The sequence below is a fragment of the Ottowia sp. genome, assembly GCF_016703145.1.
GTDB lineage: Bacteria > Pseudomonadota > Gammaproteobacteria > Burkholderiales > Burkholderiaceae_C > Ottowia.
Window position 1 is genome coordinate 689,694 of the sequence record NZ_JADJCO010000005.1, and the last position, 13,177, is coordinate 702,870.

Consider the following 13,177-nt stretch of genomic DNA (forward strand, 5'->3'; position numbering starts at 1 on the left):
CATCACCCGCCGGTCAGCCCTTCAGCTTGCGCATCTCCTCGGCCAGCATCCACAGCGCACGGTTAAGGCTCACGCCGCGGTCGATGCTGCCCACCGGCCGGGTCTGCAGCCGGCGCCCCTGGGCGCTGCGGCCGGGCTGGCCACCACGAATCACGTTCTCCTGCACGCGCTGGAAAGTGGTCCACAGGCTGTGCCCGATGTCCTCGGGCCGGCGCGCTTCGATCAGCTGCTCGGCCGTAACCGGCGCGGGCTTGTGGCCTCCGGTCTCCTCCACGCCACGCTCACCGAAGCGCAGCGCCAGGGCGGCCGTCGCAAAGGCGATCTCCTCGGGCGGCTGGAGCTGCAGCGCCTTCATCGCCTCGGTGTGTTCGTTCACGGCCTCGAACTCGTCGAGCACGCGGAACGCGCCTTCGATCACCTCACCCTGGATGTTGCCCTTGTGCGGGATGCGGATGTCCTCCACGACCTCGCCCACCACCAGGCCGTTGCAGCAGACGAAGCGGAACATACCGGCCAGCATCTGGTACGAGCTCGCGCCGTCGTGGCTGTTGATCAGGATGATCTCGTTGGCTTCAGGCCGGGTCTGCACCTGGCCGGCGTGGCGCATGCGGATCATGTGCTTGGTGAACTCCGCCTTGCCTTCGACGCGGCTGGCGCCCTGGGCGACCATGAAGGGCTCGAAGCCCTCCTTGCGCAGGCCGCGCAGGACATCGATGGTGGGGATGTAGGTGTAGCGCTCGGAGCGGCTCGCGTGCTTGCCCTCGGCGAAGATGGACGGCGCCGCGGCGCGCATCTGGTCTTCGCTCAGGGGTTGATCGCCGCGCATCACGCGGGTGTTGCGGGCAAAGCGGGTCGCCAGGGTCGGGGTCGAGTACATGATGGTTTCCTTCGATCGTTGGGTGTAGGTCGAAGGGCGGGCGCGGCTCGATGGCTTCACGCCCACCCGATGAGGGTTCAGGCGTCGGCGTGCGCCGGCTGGCGCGCGTTGCGGGGCTTGCGGGTGCTGGCGGCCGGTGCCGGGCGCTCGGCGCTGCTGGTGCCGCTATCGACACCGGGGCCACCGTTGCGGCGGGCTTCGCTCTCGGCGCGGCTGTCGAGGTAGTCGATCTCCTCGGCCGTGAACGCCATGCCGTAGACGGTCTCGCCGTCCTTCTCGTAGTTGTTGTTGCGCAGGCGGCCGACGATGTTGACGTGCGAGCCCTTGCCCAAGTACTCGGCCGCGTTCTCGGCCTGCTTTCCCCACAGCGTCCACTGAATCGCGGTGGACTCCTCCTCGCGGGCTTCACCCGAACCGCGCCGCGTGTTGCTGATCGCGGTCAGCACGGCCTTTGCGATCTTGCCTTCGCGGCCGTTGACGAACTCGAGCTTGACGGCCCCGGCCAGGTGCGCGTGGCGCTGGATGACAGAAACGTTTGCCATGAAGATCTCCAATCGAGAGCAACCAGCCGGGTCCCGGGTCCGGGTTCCCTGAAAACTGATCCTCTCGCTCGGACTCCCTTGCTCCCGCCCACGGGCGGGCGGGGGGTGGGCATAGCCCCTTCCCTCACGGGAAGGGGTTGGGGATGGGTGGTGTCATCAGCAGCCGAAGCAGTGAGCCGGTTTCCCGGCCCACCGCTTGAAGATCCCCCCACAAGTCCCCCTCGCAATTCGACGGGGGCGCGTGGGGGGAGCGCGGTGGGACGACTGGCGCACGGGCTGCCCCCTCCTCACGGGCGGCGCAGCGTCGCGGCCGATGTGCCAGCTTGCCTGGCGCAGCGGTTGCAGCGCAGCGGGCCGATGGACCTGAGCCAACGGCGTCTCTGCGGCGGGCGTGCCACCAAGGGAGCGCAGCGGACGACTGGCGCGACGGCCGAGCCGTGGCGATCGATCAGATTTCCGGGATCGCCGGCAGTTGCACCGCGAGGGTCGCCTAAGCGAAGCGCTGTCGCTCTATCCGAAACCGGATGCCGGATGAAACGGAAATGCTAGCTGTCTCGAACTCGCCTTCGGCCGACGACATGGTCCACGCGCTGGTCACGGAACGCCGCCTGGCGATGAGCTTTCCATCCGCCGTCGTCCGGGAAGCGAGAGTGCGGATGTTGACGGTGCGCTCCCGGACGAGTCTTTCGGCGAGCCACGCATCTAGATCTTCGAAGCCCACCGCACCTGTTTGCCCTACAAGGCTTCCCACTCGGCGGACAACATCATCGGGAATGTCGATCACGAGGCGCGTAACGTAGGCCACTCGATCGGCCTCATCCTTGAGATCGGTTTCGAGGGACCGATACTCGATGGTCTTGCGCCACGTCTCTTCTTCCGTCTTGTCGAAGTTGTTGAATCGAAGTTCACCCGATTCGAGATCGCGCACAAAGTCTGCCTCAGCCGGACCAACGCGGCCTGACGCTACGCCGCCTGCCGCAGCCCACAGGCCCGCCGTACCGAGCGCCTTGGCAAAGGACTGCCGCCTTACTGCGCGTTCAATGACCTTCGGGTCCAGGGCTTGAAGACGTTTGAGCGCTGGATCCGGATCGGGATCAATGAAAACAAGCTGTGCTTCCTCGGCGCTGCGGTCTTGGGGCACAAATATCCCACCGACCATGCAAGAGGCAAAGATGGAGCCATTGCTGAGGTTGCTCTTTTGAGCAATGCCCCTGCCGAGTGCATCATCAAGCGCTGCCCTGGATGTCTGGCTTCCCTTGCACTCGAGGACGTGGAGTCGTCCCAGCGAGTCCACGCCGATGAGATCCGGGGTCTTCGACGGCCCGCGCTTCGATCGCGACGCATGCGATACAACGCCTGCCAGCAAGGAGTCGAGGAGATAGGCCGTGTCCGCAAAGTCCTCGAATCCGTGCTGTTCCACTAGGTAGTGGCATGGGAACCCTAATCCGAAGTCGTCGGAAAGGATCGTCTTCTGATGCGGATCGAGCTCATTCCAAATGGGCCGCAGCCTCAGTGACGAACGTCTCGTGGAGATTGCCGCGCCATAGCGCAGCCAAGCCCAGTATGTTGAGAGACTGATGCCACGATAACGAGGTGGGGTCGTCAGGTAGCCGACCACCAAGAGTGCTTGAAGCACGTCGCAGTCCCACTGAGCTGCTGCCGGGAGACCCGGAAGAAGTCCCACAGTCCCATGGCTCATGTCGACCGACATCTGGATTCGCTTCTTCAATCGTCCTCCTCGAGCTTCTTCTTCACCATCTATCGATTCTCAACGAGTTGGCGTTGGGCCTGTTCCATCGCGAGGTCTTCAGCGGCCCGGCTCCGGGCCTGGCGGGTGACCGGGATGGCGTTCGGGACGCGCGAGCACCGAGCGGAGCGCGGCGCAGCGAACTGCGAGCCGGCCCGATCGCCAAGCGGGCGTCGGTCCTGCGCAGCAGGACGGACGATGAAGCCCGCGATCCCCGGGCACGGGAAAGGGCCGCCGCGTGTCTCAGCCGGCTCCGCCGGCCTGACCGTGTTGCGTCAGGGATGGAAGCCCGTACAAGGGGCGAGACGCCGGTACTCCGGTGGCTCGACGCGCAGCGCGACAGCCCGGCCACGCGCAGCGGGGAGACGCCCAGGCCCACAGAGACCTGGCATCAACGGCGCCACTGCACGCATCACCACAGCCCGCAGCATCAACTGCACCAACGATTCAAACCTTGGAAACAGTGGACCCGGTCGCAGCATCAAACATCGGATACGACGCGCCCTTCACCGAATCCACCTTCACCACGCCTGCCTCGATAAGCCGGGCCAACGCCACCTCCGCCGCCTCCTCGGTTGCACCGACCCCCAGGAACGACTTCAGGGACCGCCACAGCGACGCCGGTTTCGTCGGCCGCTTGTCGGCCATCTTCCGCAGGCTGTCCGTCAGCTTCTTGAGGGTGGCGGCAGAGTCCGGCACCAGCACCGCAGGCCTGGCTGCCGCCCCACTCATAACAGGAGGCGGCGCAGCCACCGCCGCCTTGACAGCGGGCACAGGAACCTTGGCAGCAACCTTCTTCGCCGGCGCGGGCGTCTTGACTGGGATCGCCTTCTTGGCAGACGCGGCCTTCGCGGCCACCTTCTTAGCGGCCGGTTGCTTGGCCGCCGCGGGTTTCGCCACCGACTTCTTCGCGGCGACCTTCTTCGCTGGCTCCTTCTTCGCGGCCACCTGCTTCGCCGCGGCCTTCTTTGCCGGCGGCTTCACCTCGCCATGCGACTGCCGGCGTACCACGAAGCCCATCGCCTTCGCATGCTCCAGCATGGGCTCGTAGCCCTTGTCGTTAGCGACCACGACCATCTTCGAGTCGGGGTTGCGCGACGCGATGTAGCCCATGTAGAAGGAGAGATGGAAGTCGAGCGCGTTCTTGCCGCTCTTGCTGATCGGCACGGCGGTGGCACCCGTACCGAACGACGCGAAGCGCTTCTCGACCTCCCGTTGGTGCGGCCCATGGAACACCCACACCTGGCCCACGTCGGGTACCAAAGCCCGCAGCTCGGCATCGCTCGGCTGAACGTTCTCGTAGTCCAGCAGCACATGCGTACCCGGCACTGACGCACGAGTCGGCGACATCCGCGGGATCGCGCGCTTCGCCGGGTACTTGAACGCGTTCTTCACCAGCTTGTCCCGGACTGCCTGAGAGACATCGACCTGGCAGTGGTCCGCCACCTGTAGCAGGTAGAGCAGCACATCAGCCACTTCCTCGCCGATGCGTTGTTTGACTGTGGCATCCCCATGCGCATGCCGAGAATCCTCGGGCGTCTGCCACTGGAAGATTTTCGCCAGCTCGCCCGCCTCGACCATGAGGGCCGTGGTCAGGTTCTTGGGCGTATGAAACGGCTGCCAATCGCGTTCCGCCGCGAAGTGCCGCAACTCAGCCTGTAATTCACCAAGGTTCATCCCTGCCTCCCTTCTTTGAACGCATCTTGCCACCCGCGGCGGCGGCCCCCCACGCCGCATAATCGCGCCATGAGCGACCCGGACACGACATGGCTCCTGTTCGACTTCGGTGACCCGGCAGCGGTCACCGAATGGAATGCGATCGACGACCGCGTCATGGGCGGCGTCTCGGGCAGCCGGCTGCGGCACGACCCGACCGGCCACGCGGTCTTCGAAGGCAGCGTCTCGCTCGAACGCAACGGCGGCTTCGCGTCGATCCGATCAAGGCCCGCCGACCGAGGCAAACCTGGCGCGCAGACCTGCTTCATCGAGGCGCGCGCCACGGGTAGGCGCTTCAAGCTGAACCTCTTGACCGACGACGCCTTCGACAGCATTAACTACCAGGCCAGCTTCGCCCCCGAACCCACCTGGCAGACGCTGCACATCCCCCTGGCCACTTTCCGTGCCACATTCCGCGGCCGTGAGGTCACCGGCGCGCCAGCACTCGACCCTGCACGCATCCGCCAGGTCGGCCTCATGATCGCCGAACGCCAGGCCGGCGCCTTCGCGCTCGAGGTCCGGCGGATCGGTCTGGTGTGACCGGAAAGTAGCGCCGCAGGGCGGCGCTCCGTGCCGGAGCTACACAAGCCCGCGCTCCGCAAACGAGCACACGTCGGCGCCGGCCACCACAAGATGGTCGAGGACCCGGACATCGACCAACGCCAGCGCTGTCTTCAGCGTCTGCGTCAGGAACTCGTCCGCACGGCTCGGTTCGACCGAACCGGAGGGGTGGTTGTGAGCCAGTACGACAGCGGCCGAATTGCAGGCCAGCGCGGCCTTGACCACCTCACGCGGATACACCGAGGTCTGCGTCACCGTACCGCGGAACATCTGCTTCAGCTCGATGATCCGGTGCTGCGCATCCAGGAACAGCACGCAGAACACCTCGTGCTCCAGCACACCGATCTCCAGTAGCAGGTAGTCCTTCACCGCCTGCGGCGACGACATCGTGGCACCGCGTCGCACTTGCTGCGACAGCACGCGCCGCGCCTGCGACAGCACCTCCTCGGCACGCGCCGGACGGTACTGCCCATCGACATCGCGCACCAGCAGCGCATCGACAGCGGAAGAAGTGGAAGACAGCGACATGGCGAACTCCAGTCTGAATCGGGCGGGATTGCCCGAGACCGGAGCACCACGGCGCAGCGCAGCTGTCAGGGTTCGCAGACGGCCGCAGGCCGCAAGCGCTCGCCCCGCGAGCGCGCAGACCTTGACAGCGAGAACGGCGTGGTAGCGTGGGTCGACACCGCAAGCCCCCCGCACTCCGCAACGCCCACTGTTGACATGCGGCGAGTTGACGCCGACTAGAGCGCGAACAGCTCCTGGTCAACGTACCGCCCTGTCATCGCCAGAGCCGGGATGAGATGGGCATCTGCGAAGGCGCAACCCGTCGCGGCGAGCGGGCGCTGCCCTTGCTTGTCCGCGGCTTCCGGCGAGTGCCCTTGGCCGGCAAGCAGCACCGAAAGCATCGGGGCGTAACCCGGCTCCCACGCTGCCAAGCTGGGGAAGTTGGATCGCAAGGCGGCAAGGATCCGCATGCCCGCGTAGTCCAAGTCGCCCCAGAAATACACAGGTGCGACACCACGGCCGAACAACCACGCCTCGAAGGCATCTTTGATGCCGCCACCGAGGGCGCCCGTACTGCCGTAGAAGAGCGAGCACCCCTCAGGACTACGAAGCCGCTGAGCACTACCTTTGAATCCTGACGCGTATACGAGAGCCAAGCCGTCGAAGGCGCCGCTGGTTGAGCGCAGCGCCCGCTCAAAGCTCATTAGGTTTTCGATGAACAGCACCTCGCGGTAGCCTGCTGGCGGCAGGTGTACCTGCAGCTGAATCGGCGACTCGAGGAATGGGCACTCGTCCAGACCCAAGATGGCCGCGACCAGTCCTTGGCGCTTGTCCAAAACCTTCGACATGCCCCAGAAGAGCTGCGCCGACACCTCGCGCAGCAGCATGGGCTTGCTTGCCAGCGAAGGCAGCAAATTGAGCTGCTCGACGACCTCAGCCATCGTGTGATCCGGCGTGTCGATGCAGTAGTCACCTACAGCCCGTTTGACCTCATCGGAGGCCGTCAGACCCTGGGCCACCGCCTCGCGCCAGCGTTCGACCGAGCTCTTCACCCGCTCGGGACGGCCCGCAGCCGCCCGAAGCGCAGCCTCGTCGACAACCGTGACCCGCGGCGACTGGTCGTAGCCGGAGCGTGCCCGGGCCGCTCCGTCAGGCCTGATCTGAATCCGGCCCAAGCGGCACATCTCGCCGAGTTGCTCCCACAGCGCTTCCTTGCGGGACTCGAAGGCTGCCGTGTAGAGCGCCGGCCAGGTCTTCTCGGTGAGTGCGACCGACTGAGGCCTGGTGCCGCGCAGGTCGGCGGCGTCCAGCCGGTCGACCAATAGTCCCAGCAACTGCAGAACCTCAGGTGACTCGAGCCACAGCGGTCTCGCTGTCACTGCTTGACCTCAACGACATGGGTGGGCTCTTCCGGAGGCTCGCGTGCCTCGAATTCGAGGCGTGCCTGCTCGCGTGCCAGGGCCCGCTCGGCCTCCCAGAGGTCACGCATCTTGTCCTTGCGGAAGATGCGGTCGTCGGGTTCGAGAATGAAGTCCAGCTCGCCGTTGCCGTCGACGCCCACACGGCTGAAGCTGTACTCGCGGTCGAATTCAGGCCGAAGTGCGCCGGCGTTGCGGGTGGGCATCGCGCTGACCAACTGCAGGTCCAGGTTGTCGCGCAAATAGCGCAGCACGGCACGAGCGCGGGTCTCGTCCATCTTTGAGAACGACTCGTCGCTCATCAGCAGCCGAAGGCTCGCTCCCTTGTCGAACAACTTCATCCGGTTGGTCACGACTGCGGCGCGGACGATGTAGGCCGGTGTCTCGAGCTGGCCACCGGAGCCGGTGCCCCACGTCGACAGCGCGATGCGGCCGCCACTGTCCGATTCGTTCCAGATTTCGTACCGGCGGTAGTTGCGATAGTCGGCGATGCGCAAGAGATCGCGACCCGCACGCTCCTGGTCCTTGTCCAGCAGCAGCGCTGCCAGCCGGTCGCGCACTTGGACGTGCTTCGTCGACAGCTCGGTCTCACCAAACAGATCCACAGTTTCCGGAGAGTCCGCCATCTCTGCGACGGCCCTGAAGAACCCGTAGTACTCCTCAAACTCCGGCTCCCACTTCGACCAGTCAATGGAAAAGCGGTCCGTGCCGAACTTCAGGTTCTGCAGCTCGCCGTTGAGCTGGCGCAGCGTGCGAACACCGTCATCGACCTTGGTCTTGATTTCGACGCAGAACTGTTTGGTGAACACGTCATGGAACGAACGCTCTGCCTTCTCGACCTCGTTGCGGTTGTTGTAGAGGCCGATGCCCTCGAAGTCGGCATGCAGCGTACTGACGAACCGGCCTAGCAAGACCAGGGGGCCGTAGCAGGCGTCGAAGGCTTGGTCATCGTATAGGTGCGGCAACGCTGACTGGAAGCGTTCCTCGGGCTTCGCCTTCGAGTTGTAGTCGGCCAGCAGCTCACGTACCGCGCCTAAGCGGTTTGCCGGCAAGGTCTTCAGCTTGTCACGGCGGCTCGCGACGTCGGTTGCCGTCAGCGTGCCGGAACCCAGCAAGTCGTCGACCTGCTCGGACATCACCGTGTACGTGCGCTCAGCGTTCACCTCGCACAGCCTTTTCAAGCGCTGAATCTGCGACTCAAGCTCAAGTAGACGGTCCCCGCGCTTGGCCTCGACGCCCTTGATGACTTTCTCGGATTCCTCCGTGCGTTTGTCCGCAAGCGCGATGGCCTTGGCAGCCGACTCGATGTTGGCGTCATGCTCGACCAGCTGTTTCTTGAGTTGCTCGAGCCGCGCCTCGAGCGCACGGACCTCTGTCAGATCAAGTTGGTCCAACGAACGACGCGCGTGGTCAATATCAGTCGCGGCGGCTTGCAGCGGCTGAGCGTTGAAGCTCGGTTCGTGCAACTGCGTCAAGCCGCCACGCAGGGTCTCCAGCGCCTTCTTCAGCTCGCGCAAGCGGCCGAACGAAGCTTCCGCAGCTTCGAGCTGCGCCGTCACCTCCCTCAGCGCCCTTTCTCGGGCCGCGCGACCGAACACGAGCTCACGCTTCTCGCCGACGAACATCGTCCGCGAGCCACTGCCCTTGCCATCCTTGGTCAGTCCCCGGGCGGTCGTTCGGAGCTGCTGCGAGTTCTCCACCTTGATCACGGTGCCGTACTGCTCGATAAGGTAGGCCTTGGCAATCGGGTGGTCGGTATGCAGTTCATGAATGATGGATTCACGCGGCACACGACTCGCGTCGGCTCGATCCAGGCACTGCTTCCCCTGGATGACCTTGGCCCGCGAGCTCGCGCGGTGAAGAAGATCGATGGTGGCAGCCTCCCACTCCGGCTTCACGATGAGATTGAAGCGGGCGTTGTCGAGGTAGCCCTCAATGGCCTGCTGCCATTCCTCCGAGCGAGGTTCGACCAGGTCACACAATACCTGGACGTTGGCTTCGGGCAGTTCCTCCCGGATGCGATCGACGGCAAGGGCCGTGTCGCGGCTGTAGTTGCCACCGCCAGCTGCCAGGCGTCGCTTCCGTTCGGCCAGCTCGCTGACTGCTCGCTGCTCGGCCAGCAGTCGGTCGTCCAGCGTAGATTGCTCAGCGGCGATGGCCATCGAGACGCTGTCTGTGGGGCCTATGAGTGCGGCATGCAGCTCGGCCAACCCGATATGGGCGCCCTCGAACGCCGGCACCAGCTGCAACAGCTTGGTAGGTACCAATTCGTGGCCGCTTGAGGCGTCAACCACTGCGGTGTGAAGCCGTCCAAGTCGCTCAAGCTCCGTGGCTGTGAGAGCCTGAGCAAGCATCTGCACCGACTTCTTCAGACGCGGAAACTGCTCAGGAACCGGCTTCCCGATGAAAGTCCGCGCAGCGTTCTCCAGCCGGCCTGCAGCCAGCAGCCCGAGGAGGAGCGCTTCCAAAGTTCCTTTGGCAGTGGAAGTCGCCGACCTGAGCTTGTCCTCCAGACGCTCCTTCACGCCGTGGGCTTCGATACCACTCAGCTTGGCGGCCAGCTCAATTCGGCTGCGATCAACCCCCTCCCGCAGGGCCTTCTCGGTGTTGCGCAGCGCGGTGTTGCGCTCGACGATGTCGGTGTCGTCGGCAATCTTCTGACGCTCGCCGGCAATCCTGGCAGCGTCATCGCGCAGGTGCATTCGCGCTGCCAGCAAGTCGTACTGCACCTGTTCCTCGAATGCCGTGGTCGTGTCCGTGATCGCCGACTTCAAGGTGCGCAGCCGCTCCACGGTGGCGGCGATTCGGGCACCTTCCTCGCGCAGATTGGTCACTTGCCGCATCAGGTCGCTGATGCGCGTGATGCTCTCTTGCAGTTGCTTGCCGTCAAACTCCAGAATGTCGTCGCGCACCAGGTCGTTAACGGAGCCGATGGGCTTGTAGGCGATCGACTGGCTCCACGCCTTGGCGGCGTTCTGGGTCTCATCCCAATTCACACTCGTTCGGCCACGAAACCGACCGTACAGGGCGCACAGGTAGTCCTTCTTGTGGCTCTCATAGCTGGTGACCTTGCGGTACTTCGCCTTCAGGCGTTTGACAATGTCCTCGACGGCGACCCACTCGCTGTTGGCCGCGTCCTTGAGGAAGTCACCGAGAGTCAGCGCATCCTCATCGACGATGATGAGCTCTAGACGTTCCAGCTTGGCCATGCGCCGTTCGCCGGAGCCGTCCACGCGGGCTGCGGCGGCGACCACAGCAGTGAATGGTTTTGCCGGGCCCTCATTGGGACCCGGTCGGAACACCGCGGCCACGTAGCCATGAGCACCGTCAGGGCGCGAGAACATGGCGTACTCGGCGCCGCAGACAAACGACTCGAGTGTTCGTTTGGACTTGCCGCGCCGCTGGCCGGCCTGCACTTCTTCCTGGCCAGGGTTGTAGGCAACGATACCTTGGTAGGCCGCCGTCATGATCGTCTGAAGACCGTCAAGCATCGTGGACTTACCGGCGCCCGTCGGGCCGGTCAGCACGGTCATGTTGCTGAATTCGTAGTCACCTGGGGGCAACTGCCCCCAGTTCGCAAGCACAAGCTTGTCCAGCTTCATTGGTCGGCCCCAACCGTGGCTTCTTGCTCGATGACACCGTCCGCGTCGAGCGCAGCAGCCAGAGCATCATTGCTCACGATGCCCAGGATGGTCGGCCGGATGGCGAGCAGGGCATCCTCATCTGCGATCGTGAAGCCTGCGGCGTAGCGCAGCAGACGGTGGCGCTTGAGCTCAGCCAGGAGTGCCATCTTGTCGGTGGAGCCGACGGGCAACGAGCGCTTGAGCTGGGTCTGCATGGTCGCTGCAAGTTCCTCGAAGCTGATGAGCGCCTCGCCCTGCGACTGAATGTCACCATTGTTGAGCTTGTTCTGGTACAGAAATCGCAACGCCAGCGCGGTCGCCACGAAGTCGGGCGAGACACGAGCGCGCAGGGACGGCACGGGCTCCAGGGTGTCTTGCGGAAGACCGTCGACCGCCGCACCCGGCGCGTAGAGCCGGTAGAACTGGTTCGTCGAGTCGTGGTGCAGCAGAAAGCCTGCGACTTCGAAGTAGTCCTCCAGGAGGGCTTCGACACGCCGGGCGTCGTCGTATAGAAGCTGTTCCGTGCGGTCTTCGTCCCGCACGATGACCCCGTATGAAAGCAGCCGGACGACGACTTCTCGGAAGCGGTCGGTCTTAATGTTGGCGACGGCAAGCTGGTCGCGCACTGCAGCAGAGATGCTCATTTTTTGAGGTCGATTTCGTAGTCGTTTCCGCTGTAGACCATGTTGTCCATGCGAGTGGTCAACTTGCGGACTGTGAGATCGCTGCCGGCGGCGCCACGCGCAGCTTCGACGGCTTGCATTGCACGCAGGACATCCCGCGCACTTTCAGCGGGCAGCGCTGAAAGGCGGATGGGATGACGGAAGAGCCGCAGGTCGGATCGCAGCTTCTCAGCGACCATCTCGTTTGGAATAGAGAACACTTCGGATTCGGCGCGCGCCATCGCCGCTGCCAGGCGCTCTTCACGAGTTGCCCGTGGCCGAATGGTCACCGTCACCGCCTTGCGACGTTGTGTGGCGGAGCGCAGCTTGAAACTCGACGGATCGAGGACACGAACTTCGGAAGTGGCCAGCTGTTCCCCGATTCGCGCCAGCAGCGCTTCCTGTTCCGTATCGGACGACTCGGCCAGCTTCTGGATGGCCGCGAGGTACGAGTGCCGCGTCTGGCCGGAACGCAGCATCATCGATTGCAGCGCCAGGCCTGTGAGGCGCTTGAGGTAGCTCTCCATCGCCTTCAAGAAACCGGGCTGCTTGGACTCGCATGCCGCGTCGACGATGTCTTCGATGCGCCCGAGCAGCCAGTCATAGACCGACGGACCGGTGAACTCCTTGACGGCCCAATGGGCGACATCGTGAAGCTGCTCGTCGATCCGCTTGAACTTCTGCTCGGTGACGGCGCGCAACTTCTCGAGGTTCTGCCGGATGGCCTGCCGGTTCAGGTTGGCGTCGTCCGCCGTGAGCTGCTTGGAGTACTCGCGTTGAAAGCGATCCAGGAATTCGACGAACTCGCTCCACTGCGTGTGCACTGACGCGTTCTGCATGAGGTGGCGCACTAGCTGCTGGAAGTAGTCGATGCCTTCTGTCAGGTCCTCGATGACCTTTTCGGCGTACTCATAGGCGTCCATCAGGTCGTGCGCGTCGCCACGCGCCGAGAGCGCCGCATCCAAGGCGTTGCGGCAGCCGCGCATGTTTCGCTGACGGCTCCGGCTAGGGCGGTCCAGAGCCCACAGAGCTTCTGAAAACAGCTTTCCCGGGCGCGAGAACCGGAAGGCGGTGACAAGGCCGTGACGGTCAGCGAACTGCTCCAGCCAGCCATCGGCCAGCAGCGTGCGCATGAGCAGCGACGTGAGTTGCTGCGGGTCGTTGGCTTCAGGCTCGTTGAACTCGTCCTGTTCGGCCTCCGGAGCAGCGCGGTCGAGGTAGTCGCGCACGACCGGGAACAGAAGCTCCCGCAACGCATCGCGGGTCATGTTGTGCGAGTAATCGGCGGTCGGCCCATGCAGTCGCTCATAGAGCGCGCGCAGGCACGCGACCACCAGCTCACGACGCGTGCCGTTCAGTGGCCGAAAGAACCGACTGCGGTCGCCTTCAAAGAAGACGCTCGCACTCATTCGTCTACCGCCCTTGAGTTCGAGCTGCATTCGGTCGGGATGCGAAGCTTCTTGGCATCGGTGCAGACCATGACCTCCAAACTTTTGGTCACCCTTAAGCCGCCACTTGAGTTCA

The 13,177-nt window shown here is 64.4% G+C and carries 10 protein-coding genes; 1 reads left to right on the top strand and 9 read right to left on the bottom strand.

The annotated features are described in order from the left end of the window. Nucleotides 1–13: 13 nt before the first annotated feature. The 4 genes from IPG65_RS16370 to IPG65_RS16385 form a co-directional block, all read right to left on the bottom strand. Nucleotides 14–877 (bottom strand): DUF932 domain-containing protein, encoded by an 864-nt coding sequence (locus tag IPG65_RS16370; RefSeq protein WP_293191853.1) that lies wholly within the window; start codon nt 875–877, stop codon nt 14–16. A 77-nt stretch (nt 878–954) separates the two neighbouring features. Next, the gene (locus IPG65_RS16375) at nt 955–1,419 is read right to left on the bottom strand and encodes a single-stranded DNA-binding protein (protein ID WP_293191855.1); all 465 of its coding nucleotides are present in this window, start codon (nt 1,417–1,419) and stop codon (nt 955–957) included. A gap of 490 nt (nt 1,420–1,909) precedes the next feature. Then, the gene (locus IPG65_RS16380) at nt 1,910–3,148 is read right to left on the bottom strand and encodes a hypothetical protein (RefSeq protein WP_293191858.1); all 1,239 of its coding nucleotides are present in this window, start codon (nt 3,146–3,148) and stop codon (nt 1,910–1,912) included. A gap of 465 nt (nt 3,149–3,613) precedes the next feature. Further along, entirely contained in the window at nt 3,614–4,843 is a 1,230-nt protein-coding gene (locus IPG65_RS16385; RefSeq protein ID WP_366932142.1) for a nucleotide pyrophosphohydrolase, read from the bottom strand. A gap of 69 nt (nt 4,844–4,912) precedes the next feature. On the opposite strand from IPG65_RS16385, the gene IPG65_RS16395 reads away from it, so the two are divergent. After that, nucleotides 4,913–5,422 (top strand): CIA30 family protein, encoded by a 510-nt coding sequence (locus tag IPG65_RS16395; RefSeq protein ID WP_293191861.1) that lies wholly within the window; start codon nt 4,913–4,915, stop codon nt 5,420–5,422. 39 nt (nt 5,423–5,461) lie between these two features. On the opposite strand, the gene radC is transcribed toward IPG65_RS16395, so the two are convergent. From radC to IPG65_RS16420, 5 genes are all read right to left on the bottom strand, one after another. Then, nucleotides 5,462–5,971: a DNA repair protein RadC gene (gene radC / locus IPG65_RS16400; RefSeq protein WP_293191863.1), complete on the bottom strand. Its 510-nt coding sequence runs from the start codon at nt 5,969–5,971 to the stop codon at nt 5,462–5,464. Nucleotides 5,972–6,186: 215 nt separating this feature from the next. Continuing rightward, entirely contained in the window at nt 6,187–7,284 is a 1,098-nt protein-coding gene (locus IPG65_RS16405; RefSeq protein WP_293191865.1) for a Wadjet anti-phage system protein JetD domain-containing protein, read from the bottom strand. 41 nt (nt 7,285–7,325) lie between these two features. Further along, nucleotides 7,326–10,970, bottom strand: coding sequence for an SbcC/MukB-like Walker B domain-containing protein (locus IPG65_RS16410; RefSeq protein WP_293191867.1), 3,645 nt, complete (start codon nt 10,968–10,970; stop codon nt 7,326–7,328). Continuing rightward, nucleotides 10,967–11,635: a DUF4194 domain-containing protein gene (locus IPG65_RS16415; protein WP_293191869.1), complete on the bottom strand. Its 669-nt coding sequence runs from the start codon at nt 11,633–11,635 to the stop codon at nt 10,967–10,969. The genes IPG65_RS16410 and IPG65_RS16415 overlap by 4 nt, the downstream gene beginning before the upstream one ends. Beyond that, nucleotides 11,632–13,092, bottom strand: coding sequence for a Wadjet anti-phage system protein JetA family protein (locus IPG65_RS16420; RefSeq protein ID WP_293191871.1), 1,461 nt, complete (start codon nt 13,090–13,092; stop codon nt 11,632–11,634). Before IPG65_RS16420 ends, IPG65_RS16415 begins: the two co-directional genes overlap by 4 nt. Nucleotides 13,093–13,177 lie beyond the last annotated feature (85 nt).